Origin of the sequence: Pseudomonas parafulva (assembly GCF_002021815.1) — a bacterium.
Lineage (GTDB): Bacteria > Pseudomonadota > Gammaproteobacteria > Pseudomonadales > Pseudomonadaceae > Aquipseudomonas > Aquipseudomonas parafulva_B.
On record NZ_CP019952.1, the window covers coordinates 3,674,158 to 3,693,629 of the forward strand.

Annotated in this window: 19 protein-coding genes; 9 read left to right on the forward strand and 10 right to left on the reverse strand. The window is 62.3% G+C overall.

Features of this window, described 5'->3' with window-relative positions:
- Window positions 1-109: 109 nt before the first annotated feature.
- Together B2J77_RS16475 and B2J77_RS16480 are read left to right on the forward strand one after the other, a co-directional pair.
- Window positions 110-322, forward strand: coding sequence for a cold-shock protein (locus B2J77_RS16475; protein ID WP_058637521.1), 213 nt, complete (start codon window positions 110-112; stop codon window positions 320-322).
- An 89-nt stretch (window positions 323-411) separates the two neighbouring features.
- Complete coding sequence (locus B2J77_RS16480; RefSeq protein ID WP_058637520.1) at window positions 412-900, forward strand: RDD family protein; 489 nt, start codon at window positions 412-414, stop codon at window positions 898-900.
- A 94-nt stretch (window positions 901-994) separates the two neighbouring features.
- On the opposite strand, the gene lptG is transcribed toward B2J77_RS16480, so the two are convergent.
- Window positions 995-2,056 (reverse strand): LPS export ABC transporter permease LptG, encoded by a 1,062-nt coding sequence (gene lptG, locus B2J77_RS16485; protein WP_023533306.1) that lies wholly within the window; start codon window positions 2,054-2,056, stop codon window positions 995-997.
- The gene (lptF, locus tag B2J77_RS16490) at window positions 2,049-3,164 is read right to left on the reverse strand and encodes an LPS export ABC transporter permease LptF (RefSeq protein ID WP_058604428.1); all 1,116 of its coding nucleotides are present in this window, start codon (window positions 3,162-3,164) and stop codon (window positions 2,049-2,051) included. Before lptF ends, lptG begins: the two co-directional genes overlap by 8 nt.
- Before the next feature lie 301 nt (window positions 3,165-3,465).
- Here lptF and B2J77_RS16500 point away from each other — a divergent pair, with 301 nt between their 5' ends.
- From B2J77_RS16500 to rlmF, 5 genes are all read left to right on the forward strand, one after another.
- Window positions 3,466-4,959, forward strand: coding sequence for a leucyl aminopeptidase (locus B2J77_RS16500; RefSeq protein ID WP_078479044.1), 1,494 nt, complete (start codon window positions 3,466-3,468; stop codon window positions 4,957-4,959).
- Between the two features lie 48 nt (window positions 4,960-5,007).
- Window positions 5,008-5,436, forward strand: a complete 429-nt coding sequence (locus tag B2J77_RS16505) for a DNA polymerase III subunit chi (protein ID WP_058604426.1) — start codon at window positions 5,008-5,010, stop codon at window positions 5,434-5,436.
- A gap of 5 nt (window positions 5,437-5,441) precedes the next feature.
- The gene (locus tag B2J77_RS16510; RefSeq protein ID WP_078479045.1) at window positions 5,442-5,789 is read left to right on the forward strand and encodes a DNA polymerase III subunit chi; all 348 of its coding nucleotides are present in this window, start codon (window positions 5,442-5,444) and stop codon (window positions 5,787-5,789) included.
- Between the two features lie 289 nt (window positions 5,790-6,078).
- Complete coding sequence (locus tag B2J77_RS16515) at window positions 6,079-8,925, forward strand: valine--tRNA ligase (protein ID WP_078479046.1); 2,847 nt, start codon at window positions 6,079-6,081, stop codon at window positions 8,923-8,925.
- 175 nt (window positions 8,926-9,100) lie between these two features.
- Window positions 9,101-10,054 carry a 23S rRNA (adenine(1618)-N(6))-methyltransferase RlmF gene (rlmF, locus tag B2J77_RS16520; protein WP_058637514.1) on the forward strand — a complete coding sequence of 318 codons (954 nt, stop codon included), beginning with the start codon at window positions 9,101-9,103 and terminating at the stop codon, window positions 10,052-10,054.
- A 50-nt stretch (window positions 10,055-10,104) separates the two neighbouring features.
- On the opposite strand, the gene B2J77_RS16525 is transcribed toward rlmF, so the two are convergent.
- Complete coding sequence (locus B2J77_RS16525; RefSeq protein WP_003255106.1) at window positions 10,105-10,386, reverse strand: HU family DNA-binding protein; 282 nt, start codon at window positions 10,384-10,386, stop codon at window positions 10,105-10,107.
- A gap of 371 nt (window positions 10,387-10,757) precedes the next feature.
- Here B2J77_RS16525 and yejK point away from each other — a divergent pair, with 371 nt between their 5' ends.
- Window positions 10,758-11,765, forward strand: a complete 1,008-nt coding sequence (gene yejK / locus B2J77_RS16530) for a nucleoid-associated protein YejK (RefSeq protein WP_023533422.1) — start codon at window positions 10,758-10,760, stop codon at window positions 11,763-11,765.
- On the opposite strand, the gene B2J77_RS16535 is transcribed toward yejK, so the two are convergent.
- Complete coding sequence (locus B2J77_RS16535; RefSeq protein ID WP_230376900.1) at window positions 11,746-12,081, reverse strand: GIY-YIG nuclease family protein; 336 nt, start codon at window positions 12,079-12,081, stop codon at window positions 11,746-11,748. The genes yejK and B2J77_RS16535 overlap by 20 nt on opposite strands.
- Window positions 12,082-12,117: 36 nt before the next feature.
- Here B2J77_RS16535 and B2J77_RS16540 point away from each other — a divergent pair, with 36 nt between their 5' ends.
- Window positions 12,118-12,990, forward strand: a complete 873-nt coding sequence (locus tag B2J77_RS16540) for a hypothetical protein (RefSeq protein ID WP_058637513.1) — start codon at window positions 12,118-12,120, stop codon at window positions 12,988-12,990.
- On the opposite strand, the gene B2J77_RS16545 is transcribed toward B2J77_RS16540, so the two are convergent.
- From B2J77_RS16545 to murA, 6 genes are all read right to left on the reverse strand, one after another.
- Entirely contained in the window at window positions 12,969-13,454 is a 486-nt protein-coding gene (locus B2J77_RS16545) for a nuclear transport factor 2 family protein (RefSeq protein WP_058637512.1), read from the reverse strand. The genes B2J77_RS16540 and B2J77_RS16545 overlap by 22 nt on opposite strands.
- Before the next feature lie 75 nt (window positions 13,455-13,529).
- Window positions 13,530-14,810, reverse strand: coding sequence for a CynX/NimT family MFS transporter (locus tag B2J77_RS16550; RefSeq protein WP_078479047.1), 1,281 nt, complete (start codon window positions 14,808-14,810; stop codon window positions 13,530-13,532).
- 121 nt (window positions 14,811-14,931) lie between these two features.
- Window positions 14,932-15,978 carry a histidinol-phosphate transaminase gene (hisC, locus tag B2J77_RS16555; protein ID WP_078479048.1) on the reverse strand — a complete coding sequence of 349 codons (1,047 nt, stop codon included), beginning with the start codon at window positions 15,976-15,978 and terminating at the stop codon, window positions 14,932-14,934.
- A gap of 2 nt (window positions 15,979-15,980) precedes the next feature.
- A complete protein-coding gene (gene hisD, locus B2J77_RS16560) occupies window positions 15,981-17,306 on the reverse strand; it encodes a histidinol dehydrogenase (RefSeq protein ID WP_058637509.1) in 1,326 nt (441 codons plus the stop codon).
- A gap of 126 nt (window positions 17,307-17,432) precedes the next feature.
- The gene (gene hisG, locus B2J77_RS16565; protein WP_058604418.1) at window positions 17,433-18,068 is read right to left on the reverse strand and encodes an ATP phosphoribosyltransferase; all 636 of its coding nucleotides are present in this window, start codon (window positions 18,066-18,068) and stop codon (window positions 17,433-17,435) included.
- 121 nt (window positions 18,069-18,189) lie between these two features.
- On the reverse strand, window positions 18,190-19,455 hold the full coding sequence (murA, locus tag B2J77_RS16570; protein ID WP_058604417.1) for a UDP-N-acetylglucosamine 1-carboxyvinyltransferase: 1,266 nt from the start codon (window positions 19,453-19,455) through the stop codon (window positions 18,190-18,192).
- Window positions 19,456-19,472: the final 17 nt, after the last annotated feature.

Genomic DNA, 19,472 nt, shown 5'->3' on the forward strand with positions numbered 1-19,472 from the left:
ACCCGTTCGACGTCTCTTACTTTCCTGCAACCCAGCCCAGTACTCTTTTGCTTGTTTGAAAGCGAAAGAAAACTGTCATCCAAACCTAAGTTTCATAGGAAATAAGACCATGTCTCAGCGTCAGAACGGTACCGTCAAGTGGTTCAATGACGAAAAAGGTTTCGGCTTCATCACCCCAGAAAGCGGTGCTGATCTTTTCGTGCACTTCCGCGCCATCGAAGGCAACGGCTTCAAGAGCCTGAAAGAAGGCCAGAAAGTTACTTTTGAAGCCGTACAAGGCCAGAAAGGTATGCAGGCTGACAAGGTACAGGTAGCTGAATAAGCCTTGTTACCCCCAAAAAAGCCCCTGCTCAGTGCAGGGGCTTTTTTTTGCCCGTAGAATGGCGGCTTTGCGTGATGGAGCTATTCTGCATGTCCAAGCCTGTGCTGCATCCCCAAGGTGATTTCCCTCCGGTCGGCCTCGGCAGGCGTCTGGCTGCGGTGTTCTATGATTTTTTGCTGTGCACGGCCTTGCTGATCGTCACCGCAGGCCTCTACAAGATGGTCCAGATGGCGATCATCGGCCAGCAGCGTATGCGCGAACTCACCGAAGCAGGCGCGCTGGACGGCGACCCTTTGCTGTCCACGGTGCTGCTGTTCGTGCTATTCGGTTTCTTCGCCAAGTTCTGGACCCATGGCGGGCAAACACTGGGCATGCAGGTCTGGGGCGTGCGTGTGCAGAACGCCGATGGCTCGCCCATCACGCTCTGGCAGGCGCTGTTGCGGTTTGTCGTTTCCATCGCCTCGTGGCTATGCCTGGGGCTGGGTTTCTTCTGGGCCCTGGTCGACAAGCGCAAACGCAGCTGGCACGACATCTACTCCGAGAGCCAACTGGTTCGAGTCCCCAAGCCGAAGAAATGAGCGCTCTACTCAAGCGGCAGCGGCCCTGAAACACGAGGGGCCGCTATAGCGGCCCCTAGGGTCAAGCACGCAGCCATGCGGCTGCGCAGCGGGTTTATCCAGCGCGGCGCAACAACCACAAGCCTGCCACAGCACAGATGCCGGCTGGCAGCACCACCGCAAGCAAAGGCGGGAAGCCGAACACCTGGCTGGATGGGCCCAGCAGGTCCTGGGCAATACGGAACACGAAGCCCACCAGCACGCCGGTGAAGACACGCTGGCCAAGCGTCACCGATCGCAGCGGCCCGAAAATGAACGAAATGGCCATGAGTACCAGGGCTGCCGTAATGGCCGGTTGCAGGACTTTGGTCCAGAAGGCCAGCCAGTAGCGGGCGTTGTTCAGCCCTTGGTCGGACAGGTAGTGGATGTAGTCCCACAGGCCGGTGATCGACAGCGATTCAGGCGCCAGCACCACCGTGTTGAGCAACTGCGGCGTGACCGACACATCCCATTGTTCTTCAGGGTTTTGCACGACTTCGGTACGGTCGCCATGGAACAGTGTGGTGCGCACATCGGTCAGCAGCCAGTGATCGTTTTCGTAACGCGCCCGGCGCGCAAAGCTGGAGCTGATGATCTTGCGCTGGTCGTCGAACCGGTAGCGGGTCACACCCAGCAGAAGGCCGTTGGGCTGCACGGAGTTGATGTGCACGAACTCCTCGCCCTGCCGGTGCCACATGCCACGCTTGGAGCTTTGCGCTTCACCGCCACCCTGGGCCAGGGAGCGATCGGCCTGGGCTTTGTTTTCGGTGACCGGTGCCACGTATTCGCCGATCAGCAGACCAACCAGCATCAGCACCAGCATCGGTTTCATCACCGCCCAGACGATACGACCGATCGACACCCCAGCGGCGCGCATGATGGTCAGCTCACTGCTGCTGGCCAGCGTACCCAGGCCGATCAGGCAGCCGATCAGCGCCGCCATCGGCAGCATGTCATACAGCCGCCGCGGCGCGGTAAGTAGCACATACTTGCCTGCTTCGAGCACCGTGTAGGTATCGCTCAGGTCGCCCATTTCGTCGATGAAGGCAAACAGCGAGGCCAGCCCCAGGATGATGCCCAGCACAGCCAGGATAGCCACCAGCACGCTCTGGCCGATATAACGATCGAGCTTAGCCACGGGCCACCTCCGCACGACGGGCTGCGCGCTTGAGGCGAAGGGGTTCCCAGTACATCAGGCCCAAGCCGATGAGCAGGAACAGCCCATGCACCCACCACATGCCAAGGGCGATGGGCAACTTGCCCTTCTCGAGTGCACCGCGCACGGAAATCAGCATTGTCAGGTACGCCATGTACAGGAGGATGGCTGGCAGCAGCTTGAGGAACCGCCCCTGCCGGGGGTTGGCCCGCGACAGCGGCACGGCAAGCAGGGTCACGATGAACACCAGGATCGGCAGGGACAGGCGCCATTGCAGTTCGGCGCGCTCTCGCAAATCCTGGGCACCGAACAGATCGGTGGTGGGGATCGCCTCGCGCTCGGTGACCTCCTCGCTGACTTCAGGCTTGGGCAACAACACGCCATAGGTGTCGTACTTGATGGCGCGGTAGTCGGCCTGGCCTGGGTTGCCGTCGTAGCGGTAGCCGTTTTCGAGCACCAGGTAACGGTTGCCGTCAGCCTGGATTTCCTGGTGCCCGCGCTCGGCCACCAGCACCGACGGGGCGCGGTCCTTGGTCTTGTCCTGGTTGAAGCGTTTTTCCGAGATGAACACGCCGCCCAGGTTTACCCGGTCATCGGAAAGCTGCTCGGTGTAGGTCACCCGCGAACCATCGCGCAGGGTCTGGAAGCGGCCCGGCACCAAAGTGTCGAATTCGGTCAGGGCATCCTGCTGGCTGATGATCTTCTGCACCTGGGCCACGCCCAGGGGTGCCAGGCTCAGGCTCAACCAGGCCACCAGCAGCGCCACCAGTGCCGCAGGCGCCATAGTCATGGCCAGCAGGCGCTGCTGGCTCATGCCGGTGGCCGACAGCACGGTCATTTCGCTTTCCAGGTACAGCCGGCCATAGGCCAGCAGAATACCCAGGAACAACCCCAGCGGCAGGATCAGTTGCAGGAAGCCCGGCAGGCGGAACCCCATGATCAGGAACAGGACGCCAGGGTCGAGCACCCCCTGTGCAGCCTGGGCCAGGTATTTGATGAAGCGCCCGCTCATGATGATCACCAACAGCACTGCACTGACGGCGCTCAAGGTCACCAGGACCTCGCGGGATAGATAACGAAAGACGATCAAACCAGACACTCCTGGGTTGTCAGCACGGACTGCCAATCGATGGCACCAGACGATGACTTAGTACATCCAAGGCCAATGCTGGTTCGCCCAAGGCGAACCTCCATATAAAGTGCGCGCATTATCCTGTGATTGACCGCGCCTGTCACTTGGCCGCGCATCGCACAGCACGCCGGGGTTGTCAGCACGCCGGCCGCAGGCTCAAACTGGCAGCTTTTCCACTGGCCTGCCACCGCGCAGCCAGTCGCGTTCCAAGCGCCGGCCAGCACGGCGCCACACGTATCGATCATTCGGGGACCCTGAGATGGAACTGGTTGTAAAAAGCGTAGCCGCTGCATCGGTCAAGACCGCAACGCTGGTCATCCCAGTCGGTGAAAAACGTGCCTTGGGCACCGTGGCCCAGGCCGTGGACCTGGCAAGCGAGGGCGCCATCAGCGCTGCGCTCAAGCGTGGCGACCTGGTCGGCAAGCCTGGCCAGACGCTGCTGCTGCACGCCGTTGCGGGCCTGAAGGCCGAGCGTGTGCTGCTGGTGGGTAGCGGCAAGGACGAGGCGCTGGGTGATCGCACCTGGCGCAAGCTGGTGGCCAGCGTTGCCGGTGTGCTCAAGGGCCTCAACGGCGCCGACGCCGTTCTGGCACTCGATGACATTGCGCTGAGCAACCGCGATACAGGCTACGGCAAATATCGCCTGCTGGGCGAAACCCTACTCGATGGCGAGTACGTATTCGATCGTTTCAAAAGCCAGAAGGCCGAGCCTCGGGCGCTGAAGAAAGTCACCCTGCTCACCACCAAACTCAACCAGGCCGACGTGGAGCGCGCCGTGCGCCACGCCAGTGCCATTGCCACCGGCATGGCCTATACCCGTGACCTGGGCAACCTGCCTCCCAACCTGTGCCATCCAAGCTACCTGGCCGAGCAGGCCAAGGAGCTGGGCAAGGCGCACAAGGGCCTGAAAGTCGATGTGCTGGACGAGAAGAAGATCAAGGACCTGGGCATGGGCGCGTTCTACGCCGTCGGCCAGGGCAGCGATCAACCTCCGCGTCTGATCGTGCTCAACTACCAAGGCGGCAAGAAAGGTGACAAGCCCTACGTGCTGGTGGGCAAGGGCATCACCTTCGACACCGGCGGCATCAGCCTCAAGCCCGGTGCCGGCATGGACGAGATGAAATACGACATGTGCGGCGCAGCCAGCGTGTTCGGTACCCTGCGTGCGGTGCTGGAACTGCAGCTGCCCATCAACCTGGTGTGCCTGCTCGCCTGTGCCGAGAACATGCCCAGCGGCGGCGCCACTCGCCCCGGTGACATCGTCACCACCATGAGCGGCCAGACCGTGGAGATTCTCAACACCGACGCCGAAGGTCGCCTGGTGCTGTGCGATACCCTCACCTACGCCGAGCGTTTCAAGCCCCAGGCAGTGATCGATATCGCCACGCTCACCGGCGCCTGCATCGTCGCCCTGGGCAGCCACACCAGCGGCCTGATGGGCAACAACGACGAGCTGGTCAGCCAACTGCTCGAGGCGGGCAAGCGCGCCGATGACCGCGCCTGGCAATTGCCGCTGTTCGATGAGTACCAGGAACAACTGGACAGTCCGTTCGCCGACATGGGCAACATTGGCGGGCCGAAAGCCGGCACCATCACCGCCGGTTGCTTCCTGTCGCGATTCGCCAAGGCCTATGACTGGGCGCACCTGGATATCGCCGGTACCGCCTGGATCAGCGGCGGCAAGGACAAGGGTGCCTCCGGTCGGCCGGTGCCCCTGTTGACCCAGTACCTGCTGGACCGTGCCGGCGCCTGACGGCGAGCGCCGGCAGTGCCTCGGGCGCTGCCGGCCAACGGAACCCACATGAGCAAAGTCGACTTCTATATACTGCCCACCGATTCGCTGGAGGCGCGCCTGGATTTCGCCTGCAAGCTGTGCGACAAAGCCTGGCGGCTGGGCCATCGCGTCTACCTGCATTGCCAGGATGACGATCAGCGTGCCGCCTTGGACAAGCGTTTGTGGGCATTCAGGGGCGAAGCCTTCGTGCCCCATGACCTGGCCGAAGACCACGCCGATGCGCGCGTGGCGCTTGGTGTCGGGGATCATGCACAGGGGCACCAGGACTTGTTGATCAACCTGGGCGCCAATGTTCCCGGTTTTGTCAGCCAGTTCGAGCGGGTTGCCGAGATCGTGGTTGAAGAGGCCGCCATCCGCCAATCGGCGCGTGAGCGATTCCGTTTCTACCGTGAACAAGGCTATGCTCTGCAAGACCACCGCTTACAGCGATTTTGATAACGATGGACAAGCACGCTCCCCTGCCCGGCTCCACCCACCTGCTCGACGACCTCGAGTCGATTCGCCAACTGCTTGGCGATGCCGACCTGCAACCGCCTTTGCTCACCGACACGGTGGAACAGGCGCCCTCGCCCGTTGACAGCGCTGCCGCCCCGGCTGTCAGCGACAACCCCCTTGATGACCCGCAAGCACGTCGCCAGGACACCCTGCTGCACCTTGAAAGCGAACTGCGCGCTGCAGCGCAGATGATCATGCAGGATGTGATCAACGACTTTACCCCGCACATCGAAAACGAGATCAAGCGTCGCCTCGATGCGCGCATCGAGCGGTTGATCAAACGTTCGGAGTGAAAGGGCTGCTGAGCACCTGGCCTTTACAACCCCTGCAAGCTACGCCCCTCTGGTAGGAGCGGCCTCGTGCCGCGATGGGCCGCGCAGCGGCCCCATTTTATATGTTGTGATTCAAATACTGGGGCCGCTTCGCGGCCCATCGCGGCACGAGGCCGCTCCAACGCGCCAATCGCTAACGCCAACTGCGATGAAGACCGCTTGGCCACCCAGCAGCCGCTTGTCGCCTGCGCCCTTCGGCTTGGTTATACTTCCCGGCTTTCCCGAATAAATGCACAGGGTCCCGCCGCGCATGGATAAGACCTACCAGCCGCACGCCATCGAAACTTCCTGGTACAACACCTGGGAAGCCGAGAACTATTTCGCCCCACAAGGTGCAGGCGAGTCCTACACCATCATGATCCCGCCGCCAAACGTGACCGGCAGCCTGCACATGGGTCATGGCTTCAACAACGCGATCATGGACGCCCTGATCCGCTTCCGTCGCATGCAGGGTCGCGACACCCTCTGGCAGCCGGGTACCGACCACGCGGGCATCGCCACGCAGATGCTGGTCGAGCGCCAGCTCGAAGCCAAGGGCCTGAACCGTCATGACCTGGGCCGCGAACAGTTCCTGGAAAAAATCTGGGAGTGGAAGGACCAGTCGGGCGGCAACATCAGCCGGCAGATTCGTCGCCTTGGCTCCTCAGTAGACTGGAGCCGCGAGCGCTTCACCATGGACGATGGCCTGTCCGAAGCGGTCAAGGAAGCGTTCGTGCGCCTGCACGAAGACGGCCTGATCTACCGAGGCAAGCGCCTGGTCAACTGGGACACCAAGCTGCACACCGCCATTTCCGACCTGGAAGTGGAAAGCCACGACGAGAAAGGCCACCTGTGGAACCTGCGCTACCCGCTGGCCGACGGTGCCACCACCGCCGAGGGGCTGGATTACCTGGTGGTCGCCACCACGCGTCCGGAAACCCTGCTGGGTGACGCTGCCGTCGCGGTTAACCCCACCGACGAACGCTACCAGGCCCTGATCGGCAAGTTCGTCGAGTTGCCGCTGGTTGGCCGTCGCATCCCCATCGTCGCCGATGACTACTGCGACCCTGAGTTCGGCACCGGTTGCGTCAAGATCACCCCGGCCCACGACTTCAACGACTATGAAGTCGGCAAGCGTCACAACCTGCCGCTGCTGAACATTTTCGACAAGAATGCCGTGGTGCTGCCGGCGGCCCAGGCGTTCAACCTCGATGGTTCGCTCAATGACCAGGTAGACACCGCCCTGCCGTCCCAGTATGCCGGCCTTGATCGCTTCGTTGCACGCAAGCAGATCGTTGCCGACCTGCAAGCCCAGGGCCTGCTGGTCGGCATCGACGACCATGCCTTGAAAGTGCCCAAGGGTGACCGCTCGGGCACCATCATCGAACCGTGGCTGACCGACCAGTGGTACGTTTCCACCAAGCCACTGGCCGAGCCTGCCATTGCTGCGGTCGAAGATGGTCGTATCCAGTTCGTGCCCAAGCAGTACGAGAACATGTACTTCTCCTGGATGCGCGACATCCAGGACTGGTGCATCAGCCGTCAGCTGTGGTGGGGCCATCGTATCCCGGCCTGGTACGACGAGGCGGGCCGGGTCTACGTCGGGCGCAACGAAGAGGAAGTGCGCAGCAAGCACGGCCTCGGCGCGGACGTGAACCTGCGCCAGGATGACGACGTACTCGATACTTGGTTCAGCTCGGGCCTGTGGACCTTCTCGACCCTGGGCTGGCCGGAGCAAACCGAGTTCCTCAAGAAATTCCACTCCACCGATGTACTGGTGACCGGGTTCGACATCATCTTCTTCTGGGTTGCGCGCATGATCATGTTGACCATGCACCTGATCAAGAACGAGGACGGCACGCCCCAGGTTCCGTTCAAGACCGTGTACGTGCACGGCCTGGTGCGTGACGGCCAGGGCCAGAAGATGTCCAAGTCCAAGGGCAACGTGCTGGACCCGCTGGACATCGTCGACGGCATCACCCTCGATGCCCTGCTGGAAAAACGCACCAGCGGCATGATGCAGCCCAAGCTGGCCGAGAAGATCGCCAAGCAGACCAAGGCCGAGTTCCCCGAGGGCATTGCCAGCTACGGCACCGACGCCCTGCGCTTCACGTTCTGCTCCTTGGCCTCGACCGGTCGCGACATCAAGTTCGACATGGGCCGCGTCGAAGGCTACCGCAACTTCTGCAACAAGATCTGGAACGCTGCCCGCTACGTGCTGGACAAGGGTGAGGACTGCGGCCAGAACGGCGAAGCCTACGAGCTGTCGCTGGCCGACCGCTGGATCATCTCGCAGCTGCAGCGCACCGAAGCCGAAGTGACCCGTCAGCTTGAGCAGTTCCGCTTCGACCTGGCCAGCCAGGCGCTGTACGAATTCATCTGGAACCAGTACTGCGACTGGTACCTGGAGCTTTCCAAGCCGGTGTTGTGGGACGAGCAGGCCCCTGTGGAGCGCGCCCGTGGCACGCGCCGTACCTTGGTTCGCGTGCTGGAAGTGGCATTGCGCCTGGCCCACCCGTTCATGCCGTTCATCACCGAAGAGATCTGGCAGCGCATCGCGCCCCTGGCCGGCGTCGAAGGCAAGACCATCATGCTGCAGCCCTGGCCCCAGGCCAATGATGCACGCATCGACGTGGCTGCCGAAGGCGACATCGAGTGGCTCAAGGAGCTGATGGTCGGCTTGCGCAACATTCGCGCCGAAATGAACATCGGCCCCGGCAAGCCCCTGCCGCTGTACCTGAAGAACGCCAGCGCCGACGACCAGCGTCGCCTGCAGGAAAACGAAGCCTTGCTCAAGAAATTGGCCAAGGTCGAATCGTTCACCGTGCTGGGCGACAACGACGAGGCGCCATTGTCCGCCACGGCGTTGGTGGGCGACCTGCAGGTGCTGGTACCGATGGCCGGGCTGATCGACAAAAATGCCGAACTGGCCCGCCTGAACAAGGAAATCCAGCGCCTGCAAGGCGAAGTGGCGCGCGTGGGCGGCAAGCTGTCCAACGCCGCGTTCGTCGACAAGGCACCGCCTGCCGTCATCGAGAAGGAACGCGCCAAGCTGGCCGAGTCCGAGCAGGCGTTGGCGAACTTCACCGAGCAGCATGCGCGGATTGCAGCGCTGTAACCTGACAATGCTGACCTGACCAGCGAGGGCTTCGCCCTCGTTTCGCGGCACAAGGCCGCTCCCACAGGAACGGCGCTGCCTTCAAGGAGCCCCACTATCCTGTGGGAGCGGCCTTGTGCCGCGAATGGGCCGCACAGCGGCCCCCTGGCCAGCACATGCAGCACCGGACCCGAGCATGACTCAAAATAAACCCACCCTGCACCCGCGCAACCGCCACCAGGGCCGCTACGACTTCCCGAGCCTGATCAAGGCCCACCCTGATCTGGCGCGCTTCACCCTCACCAATCCCCATGGCAAACCCAGCATCGATTTCGCCAACCCCGAAGCCGTGCGAGTGTTCAACCGTGCCCTGCTCAAAGCCCAGTACGGGATCCAGCACTGGGACATCCCGGCCAACTACCTGTGCCCGCCGATCCCCGGTCGCGCCGACTACATTCATGTGGCCGCCGACCTGCTGGCTGCCGACAACGCAGGCCAGCCCCCCAAAGGCGCCCAGGTGCGCGTGCTCGACATCGGCGTGGGTGCCAACTGCATCTACCCGCTGCTGGGCCATAGCGATTACCGCTGGCGCTTCCTGGGCTCGGACATCGATCCCATAGCATTGGCGTCGGCCAGGACGATCCTTCAGGCCAATGGCCTGGACAAGGTCATCAACCTGCGCCAGCAGAGCAACCCTGCGCATATCCTCAGCGGCCTGCTCAAGGACGATGAGCGCTTCGATCTGACCCTGTGCAATCCGCCCTTCCATGCCTCACGCGAGGAAGCCACCCGTGGCAGCCAGCGCAAATGGAAGAACTTGGGCAAGCAGGACCCCAAGCGCAAGCTGCCCGTGCTGAACTTCGGAGGCCAGAACAACGAGCTGTGGTGCGAAGGCGGTGAAATCCGCTTCGTCACCCAATTGATCCACGAGAGCGCGCCCTACGCCAGCCAGACACTGTGGTTCACCAGCCTGGTATCGAAGGCCAGTAACCTGCCGGCGCTGGAGGCCGTCTTGAAAAAGACCGGGGCCGCGGCGGTGCGCGTTGTCGAAATGGGCCAAGGGCAGAAACAAAGCCGCATGCTCGCCTGGAGCTTCCATGACGATGCTGCACGCAAGGCATGGCGCGCCAAGCACATTTCACAGGCATGAAAAAACCGCGCTCGGGCAACCCGAGCGCGGTTAGGTCACCGCATCGACAATTACTTGTTGATGGCGTCGGTCAGCACTTTGGCCGGTACGAACTTGACGACTTTCTTGGCAGCGATTTCGATGGCGGCGCCAGTCGAAGGATTGCGGCCGGTACGGGCAGGACGCTCGGAGACTTTCAGCTTGCCGATGCCTGGCAGGGTGATTTCAGCGCCGTTTTCCAGTTGGTCGGCAACGATCTGGCCCAGTTGCTCCAGAGCGTTCTTGGCGGTGGCTTTAGGCGCTGCGATCGATTCGGCGATGTCGGCAATCAGTTGGTCTTTGGTCAATGCCATGGTGGTGTTCCTTCCCTATCAAATTCGATGGTTATGCAGCGAACGACGACGTTATCGGGCCAGCCCCGACGAGATTGGAGGGCCGCGCCAATTGGGTATGTAGATACGCAAATCAGCGTTTGGTTCGACACGCCGAGCGCGTACTGCAGCAATGCGCCACAACAGGGGCGCAAGACCGCGCAAAACTACCACAGCAGCGGATAAATATCCGCTGCCGCCCCTGATTTAATGCAGGTTTTCAGGCCCTACTGATGAAAACGCCGCGAATCTGAGCAAAAAACCGCCAACCTTCATTTCTGCTACGATCCGGCCACTGAATCACCGAGCGTCTGAGGTAAACTTCAGCGTTTTTGCAGCTGGCCGAGAATCCCATGCCAATCCGACATTGCATCGTTCACCTGATCGACAAAAAGCCCGATGGCAGCCCTGCCGTGCTGCACGCCCGTGACGCCGAGCTGGCAGCCTCCGACGCCATCGAGAATCTGCTCGCTGACCTCAATGACAGCTACAACGCCAAGCAGGGCAAGGCCTGGGGGTTCTTTCACAGCGAGTCCGGTGCCTACCCGCTCAGTGGCTGGTTGAAGCAGTACCTGGACCAGGAGCAGGATTTCACCGCCTTCAGCCGGCTGGCCGTGGAGCACCTGCAAAAGCTGATGGAAGAATCCAACCTGTCCACCGGCGGGCACGTGCTCTTTGCGCACTATCAGCAAGGCATGACCGAGTACCTGGCCATCGCACTGCTGCACCACAGCGAAGGCGTTGCCGTGAACGCCGAACTCGATGTCATGCCTTCGCGGCACCTGGACCTGGGTCAGTTGCACCTGGCGGCGCGCATCAACCTTTCGGAATGGAAGAACAACCAGAACTCCAAGCAGTACATCTCGTTCATCAAGGGCAAGAATGGCAAGAAAGTCTCGGATTACTTCCGTGACTTCATCGGGTGTCAGGAAGGTGTGGACGGGCCGGGCGAGACGCGCACGTTGCTCAAGGCGTTCAGTGACTTCGTGGAAAGCGAGGACCTGCCCGAGGCCTCTGCCCGTGAAAAAACCCAGACGCTGGTGGACTACGCCACCACGCAGACCAAGCTGGGCGAGCCTGTGACGCTCGAAGAACTGTCCAGCCTCATCGATGAAGATCGGCCCAAAGCTTTTTACGACCATATCCGCAACAAGGACTACGGGCTGTCACCGGAGATTCCTGCCGATAAGCGCACCCTCAACCAATTCCGGCGCTTCACCGGCCGTGCCGAAGGGCTGTCGATCAGTTTCGAGGCCCATTTGCTGGGTGACAAGGTGGAGTACGACGAAGCGGCTGGCACCTTGATCATCAAGGGTCTGCCCACAACGCTCGTGGATCAGCTCAAGCGTCGCAAGGACTGACTGCACCGCAGGCAGGTTCGGCGTTGTAGGAGGACACCAGTGCCTCTTTCGCCGACTTGCGCAAGCGCTTGACCAGCCTTTCCTGGCGCAAGGCTTCGCCTTTGTCCGGCCACCGCTCCACGTAGACCAGGGCCTGGGCAGGGCTGGTCTTGAAAAAGCGTGCACCCTGGCCTTTGCAGTGCGCCTCGAAGCGCCGCCGCGGGTCATCGCTGATGCCACAGTAAAGCGCGCCATTGACCGCCCTAACCAGGTACACATACCAAGGTTTTATTACCTGATCCGGCACGTTTTCACTCACCACAACGGCTGTATCCATCATTAACTTCATGAGCCCACTCGACGAGGGCTCACCATGCTCCATTCACAGATTCGTTCACTGCTGGCCACTGCGCTACTCGCTGCAACCGCCAGCGCACAGGCTTCGATTGGCGCCCAGACCGCCGCCCGCATGCAGGAAAACTATAACGCCATCCCCACCCAGTGCGAGGGCAATGCCGTGCCGGCCCATGCCTGCTCCGGCGTCTTGCTGAGATCCACGCTTCCATCCCCGCACTATCACACCTGGCATCATAGCCAGAACAGCAAGGACAAAGGTGGTGTTTCGTTTTCCTACCTGCGCAGTGACTTGCCGACCACTGGCCTGCCCGCCGATGGTCGCAGTGGCTTCACCTTGTATCCGCTGTTGCAGCGACCCGCCGGCTCCCTGCGCTATGAAATGCTCTGCGCATGGCCCACCGACGGCGACACATGGGAACGAGACAACCGGGGATGCGGTGACAATCGACAGACACCCGAACGTGAAGCGGCCTGCCATGAGCAAGGCGTGCATACGGCCGAAGACTGGATCGCACGCTTCAGGCTGACCGGCGACTATAAGCGTCAATGCGCCTTCGACATACGCCGGGCGCGCGTACCGGAACGTGCACAAGCCTTCCACCAGACCCTGCGCGCGCAACGCCTGTTTGCTGACGAGCTGCCCTTTGTCTGGAACGAGATAGTGATCGGCGCTTGGGATGAAGCCCACGCGAGCGAGCTGCCCATCCAGTCATTCTTCTACATCGACGGGGAGTACGGTGCCCTGGAGCAAGCTCAAGCTGATCAAAAAGACTGGCACCGCACCCATGGCGGCTTCATACCCGTGATCAAGATACGGCTACCCTGGCAGGCCGGCGAGCGTGCCACGTTCACCTATCACGAGCCTGATCAGGCGGTCGCCGCCCCTTGAGCGTGCTGGTACGCGCGCAAGCCCTTGAATGCCTGGTGGCGTACTTTCGCTTGCAGCCAGGGTGTCCAGCCCAGCAGCAGCCCTGGCGCACCCAAGGCCTGGCGGGACCAGGCCCACAGGTCGAAGTTGTCTTCATGCCGGTGTATCAGCCCATCGCGGATTTCAAAACGTGCCTGGATGGTGTTGACCACGCCTCGTCCGGTCTGGGCGAAGACGTAAGTGGCAATCCATTGCGCCGAACCACCGCGCTCATCGGCACGCACGTTGTCGTAGCGCAGGGAGAAATCCTTGGCGCGCTGAGTCAGCATCCGCCACATGTCGCCGGCGTCCTTGCCACGCAGCGTGCCGAAGACCGGATCACTGAACACCACGTCATCGCTGTAACAGGCGACCATGGACTGGGCATCAAGCCGTTGGAAAGCCTGGTAGAAACGGGTGATCAACTCGCGGTTGGCATCGCTCATTAAAGGGGCTTCCTGAGGGTGAAAACCGCACGATAATCTGCCTCGCCGGGTTACGCCAGTACCACCGCGAAGCTATCAGACCTTCTCGCTGGTAACCTGCACATGCAACGCGCGCCCGGCCCCCAGGCCGAACACGATGGCCCCTGCACCAAGCACGGCGAACACCCAGCCCAAAGCATTCCAGCCTCCGGTCAGGTCATGCACCAGGCCCACGGCGAACGGGCCCATCGACGCCAGCGTGTAGCCAACGCCCTGAGCCATGCTGGAGAGGTTTGCCGCCACATGCGCATCCCTTGAGCGCAGCACGATCAAGGTCAGTGCCAGGGCAAAGGTGCCGCCCTGGCCCAGGCCCAACAGCACTGCCCAGCCCCACAGCCCCGACAAGGGCGCGTAAAGGCAGCCGAACAGCCCGCACAGGGTCACCAGCATGACCACCACGATCGCCAGGCGCTGATCACGCCCACGGGTGGCCAGCCAAGGTGCCGCAAGCGAGCTGACCAGCTGCATGATCACCGACCCCGACAGCACCAGGCCCGCCTGGGTTGGACTGAGGCCGCGGCCAATCAGAATCGAGGGCAGCCAGCCGAAGACAATGTAGGCGAGCGAGGACTGCAGCCCCATGTACAGGGTGACCTGCCATGCCAGCGGATCACGCCAAAGGCCACGCACGCGATAGGCGACCTTGTGCACGCCATGACCGTTGCGCGCCTGCGGCAGCCATACCAGCATGGCCAGCACGGCCGGTAGCATCCAGAACCCCAGTGCCGGGGCCCAGTTGTCGCCCAAAGCGTGCGCCAACGGCACGGTCGCTCCCGCCGCCACCGCCGCCCCCAGGCACAGCGCCATGGTATAGACGCCGGTCAGCGTGCCGGCATGCTGTGGAAAGTCGCGCTTGACGATACCCGGCAGCAGTACACCGATGATGCCGATACTGGCACCGGCCACCAGGCTGCCCAGAAACAGACCTGTCGTGCCCAGGACACTGCGCAGTACGATGCCCAGCGCCAAGGTCGCCAGAATGCCCAGCACCACCCGTTCGCTGCCCAGACGGCGCGCCAGCATGGGCGCGAGCGGCGCGAACAAGCCCAGGCACAGCACCGGCAATGTCGTCAGCAGGCCTGCCTGAGCTGCGCTGAGCCCCAGCCCGTCGGAAACCTGCCCCAGCACCGGCGCCATGCTCGACAACGAAGGGCGCAGGTTCAAGGCCACCAGTACCAGGCCGAGTAACAGCAGCCAGGGCTTGTGCCTGATCGGCGGCTGGCGCTGTACCTGCTCGTCGTCCGCCTCGGCGTCGATGAGCAACGGGTCGCGGTCAGGATCCACTGCGGGGGTTTTGGGCGTTCTAGGTTCAGGCATTGGTAACTCGTGTCAGAAGGCGAGCAGGATCAGGTGCGTCGCCTGGTCCGCACTCGTGGTTCGATAACCTTGAAAAAGACATTCGCCATGACCCTTGCAGGACATGGCGAACGCAACGGCGTCAGACCAGGGCGTCGAGCAACGCCTGATTCATTTCAGGAGTGCCAATGGTGATGCGCAGGAACTGATCGATCCGCGCCTGCTTGAAGTGACGCACGATCACCCCTTGCTCGCGTAGCCGGGCTGCGAGGGCGGCGGCATCGTGTTGGGGATGGCGGGCGAAGACGAAGTTGGCTGCCGATGGCAGCACCTCGAAGCCACGCGCTTGCAACTCGCCCACCAGCGATTCGCGACTGTCGATCACTTTCTGGCAGGTCTGCTGGAAATAAGCGCGATCGGCGAATGCCGCTGCCGCACCGACGATGGCGGCGCGGTCCAGCGGGTAGGAGTTGAAACTGTTCTTGATCCGCTCCAGCGCCTCGATCAGGTCCGGATGACCTACCGCCAGGCCCACCCGCAGGCCGGCCAGGGAGCGCGATTTCGACAGGGTCTGGGTGACCAGCAAATTGTCGTAACGGCCTACCAGGCTGATCGCCGTCTGACCGCCGAAATCGATATAGGCCTCATCGACGACCACCACCGAATCCGGGTTCTGCTGCAACAGCTGCTCGATGGCCTGCAACGGCATCAGGCAGCCAGTCGGCGCATTGGGATTGGGGAAAATGATGCCGGCATTGGGCTTGCTGTAATCCTCGACGCGAATCTGGAACTGCTCGTCCAGAGGCACCTGCTCGTAGGCAATACCGTACAGCCCGCAATACACTGGATAGAAGCTGTAGCTGATGTCTGGGAACAGCAGAGGTGCATCGTGCTGGAACAGGCCATGGAAGATGTGCGCCAGCACCTCGTCCGAGCCGTTGCCGACAAACACCTGGGCAGCGGTGATGCCGTAGTAGTCCGCTACCGCCTGCTTCAGGTGATCGCCATTGGGATCAGGGTAAAGGCGCAGGCTGTCGTTGATTTCACCGCGCATGGCTTCGAGCGCCTTGGGCGACGGGCCATAGGGGTTCTCGTTGGTGTTCAGCTTGACCAGGCGGGCAAGCTTGGGTTGCTCACCAGGGACATAGGGCACCAGCGCCTTGACGAAAGGGCTCCAGAATCGACTCATGTTCAGTTCCCCTTCTCGGTAGTCAGAATGCGGTATTCGGCGCTGCGCGCGTGAGCGGTCAGCGACTCGCCGCGGGCCAGCACGGAGGCCGTGCGCCCCAGTTCGGACGCGCCCTGCTCCGAACAGAAGATGATCGATGAACGTTTCTGGAAGTCATAGACCCCCAGCGGCGACGAGAAGCGTGCAGTGCCGGAGGTGGGCAATACATGGTTCGGGCCCGCGCAGTAGTCACCCAGCGCCTCGCTGGTGTGACGCCCCATGAAGATGGCGCCGGCATGACGGATGTGCGGCAGCCACGCCTGTGGATTTGCCACTGACAACTCGAGGTGCTCAGGCGCGATACGGTTAGCCACCTCAATGGCCTGCTGCATGTCGCGCACCTGGATCAATGCACCCCGCCCATTGACCGACTTCTCGATGATGTCGGCCCGCTCCATGGTCGGCAGCAGCTTGTCGATGCTCGCCGCGACGCGGTCGAGGAAAGCGGCGTCCGGGCTTACCAGGATGGCCTGGGCGTCCTCGTCGTGCTCGGCCTGGGAGAACAGGTCCATGGCGATCCAGTCAGGATCGGTCTGGCCGTCACACACCACCAGGATCTCGGAGGGGCCGGCGATCATGTCGATCCCGACCTGCCCGAACACATGACGCTTGGCCGTGGCGACATAGATGTTGCCCGGTCCGACGATCTTGTCGACCTTGGGTACGCTGGCAGTGCCATAGGCCAGGGCAGCCACCGCCTGGGCGCCACCGACGGTGAACACCCGATCGACACCGGCGATACAGGCCGCGGCCAGCACCAGTTCGTTGACCTCGCCACGCGGTGTGGGCACCACCATGACCACCTCGCCCACACCCGCCACCTTGGCTGGAATGGCGTTCATCAGCACGGATGAGGGGTAGGACGCCTTGCCGCCAGGTACGTACAACCCGGCGCGATCCAGCGGGGTAACCTTCTGGCCCAGCACTGTGCCATCGGCTTCGGTGTACTGCCAGGAGTCCTGTTTTTGCCGCTCGTGGTAAAGGCGCACGCGCTGGGCGGCTTTTTCAAGGGCCGCACGCTGGGTGTCGGTGATGCGCGTCAGTGCAAGCTCAAGCCGCTGACGATCGAGGATCAAGTCCTGGATGGAGTCGGCTTGCAGGCCATCGAAGCGCTGGGTGAACTCTACCAAGGCGTCGTCGCCGCGCTCGCGCACAGCCTTGATGATGTCGAGCACGCGCTGGTTGACCGCCTCATCGGACACACTCTCCCAGCTCAGCAGATGATCCAGATGTCGGGCGAAGTCCGGGTCAGCAGCGTTGAGACGGGCAATTGCAGTGGACACGGTCATGGCGAGGGCCTCGGTTGATAGCGAATGCTCAGGCGCCCTAGGCTACCAGTCCATCCGCGCGGGCACCTGAGAAAAGTGGCTATGACGCGGATAGACGGGCGCGACAGCAAAGGTCGCGCGCAGAAGTCAGCCGCGGTGTCGCGATTCGACCGCTTTGCGCAGGGTGTCGATCAGGCTTTGGATGCGGGCGTGCTGCATTTTCATGGAGGCCTTGTTGACCACCAGGCGGGAACTGATGTCGGCGATCATCTCTTGGGGTTCCAGGCCGTTGGCACGCAAGGTGTTACCGGTATCGACCACGTCGATGATCTTGTCGGCCAGGTTGATCAGCGGCGCCAGCTCCATGGAACCGTACAGCTTGATGATGTCGACTTGGCGGCCTTGCTCGGCATAGTAACGCTTGGCCACGTTGACGAACTTGGTGGCCACCCGCAGACGCCCCTTGGGCTCTGGCGCACCGACCACCCCGGCCGTCATCAGCTTGCAGCGGGCAATCTGCAGGTCCAGCGGTTCGTAGAGGCCTTGGCCGCCGTACTCCATCAGCACGTCTTTGCCGGCCACGCCCAGGTCGGCGGCGCCATGCTCGACATAGGTCGGCACGTCGGTGGCACGCACGATCAGCAAGCGTACGTCGTCCTGCGTGGTGGGAATGATCAGCTTGCGGCTCTTGTCCGGGTTCTCGGTAGGTGCGATACCGGCTTCGGCCAGCAACGGCAGGGTATCGTCGAGAATTCGGCCTTTGGAAAGCGCGATGGTCAGCATTGGAACGTCAGTCCTTAAGCGGCTACTGCTGGCCAGGTCAACGACCTGGCGGCATTCAATTCATGAGGCACAGGCAGGGCAAGCGAGGCTGCAAGCCTTCCTACACTGCGCCAACGGGCTCCTAGCCCGGAACGCGACGGATCTTCGCGCCCAGCATCTGCAGTTTTTCCTCGATGCACTCGTAACCACGGTCGATGTGGTAGATGCGATCAATCAGGGTGTCGCCCTCGGCAACCAGGGCCGACAGTACCAGACTGGCCGATGCGCGCAAGTCGGTGGCCATGACCGGGGCGCCCTTGAGCGCATTGACGCCAGTGACGATGGCCGTGTTGCCCTCGACCTGGATCTGCGCGCCCATACGGTGCATTTCATACACGTGCATGAAGCGGTTTTCAAAGATTGTCTCGATGACAGCGCCAGTGCCTTCGGCGATGGCGTTGAGCGAGATGAACTGCGCCTGCATGTCGGTCGGGAACGCAGGATAGGGCGCGGTGCGCAGGTTGACAGCCTTGGGCCGCTTGCCGTGCATGTCCAGCTCGATCCAGTCCGCGCCGGTGTTGATATCGGCACCGGCTTCCTTGAGTTTTTCCAGTACGGCTTCAAGGATGGTTGGATCGGTGTCCTTGACCTTGACGCGGCCACCGGTCACGGCAGCGGCGACCAGGTAGGTACCGGTCTCGATACGGTCGGGCATGACCCGGTAGTTGGCCGAACCCAAACGCTCCACGCCATCGATGGTGATGGTGTCGGTGCCCGCGCCCTGCACGTTACCGCCCATGGCATTGATGAAGTTGGCCAAGTCGACCACTTCAGGCTCGCGCGCGGCGTTCTGCAACACGCTGCGGCCTTTGGCCAGAGCTGCGGCCATCATGATGTTCTCGGTACCGGTCACGCTGACGGTATCGAAGAAGAAGTGCGCACCACGCAGCCCGCCTTCAGGCGCCTTGGCCTTGATGTAGCCGGCCTCGACTTCGATCGTTGCCCCCATGGCCTCCAGGCCGCGGATGTGCAGGTCGACCGGGCGTGAGCCAATGGCGCAACCGCCGGGCAAGGCCACTTCGGCTTCACCGAAGCGGGCGACCATGGGGCCGAGCACCAGGATCGAGGCACGCATGGTCTTGACCAGTTCATACGGCGCGACCAGGGTCTTGATGCTGCGCGGGTCGATTTCCACAGCCAGCTTTTCGTCGATCACAGGCTCGATGCCCATGCGCCCGAACAGCTCGATCATGGTAGTGATGTCGTGCAGGTGCGGCAGGTTGCCTACGGTGACCGGGCCATCGGCCAGCAAGGTGGCGGCCAGGATCGGCAGGGCGGCGTTTTTCGCACCCGAAATGCGGATCTCGCCGTCAAGACGAGCGCCACCAGTGATAATCAGTTTGTCCATTTGGAATCTCGCCGCCT